Origin of the sequence: Vibrio sp. 10N.222.52.B7, assembly GCF_041474275.1 — a bacterium.
Classification (GTDB): domain Bacteria; phylum Pseudomonadota; class Gammaproteobacteria; order Enterobacterales; family Vibrionaceae; genus Vibrio; species Vibrio crassostreae_C.
Genome location: NZ_JBFRTU010000562.1, coordinates 1 through 259, shown reverse-complemented (window position 1 = coordinate 259; position 259 = coordinate 1). Strand labels below are relative to the sequence as shown.

1 protein-coding gene is annotated in these 259 nt (G+C 42.1%); it reads left to right on the top strand.

The features are described from left to right. On the top strand, positions 1–259 hold a 259-nt coding region (locus AB4512_RS24200), incomplete at both ends, for an ABC transporter substrate-binding protein (RefSeq protein ID WP_372176031.1).

The window sequence follows — 259 nt, the reverse complement described above, 5'->3', positions numbered from 1 at the left end:
GTATGGTCAACTTTCTCAAAAAGAGCGTATCGCTGAAGCGAAGCGTCTTCTAGAAGAAGCTGGTTACACGAAGAGTAATCCTCTTGAGTTCAATCTCCTTTACAACACATCTGAAAACCATAAGAAGCTCGCAGTCGCAATCGCATCAATGTGGAAAAAAGAGCTTGGTATTGATGCGAAACTCGAAAACCAAGAGTGGAAATCATACTTAGACAGTAAAGATACTGGTAACTTTGACGTTGCTCGTGCAGGTTGGTGT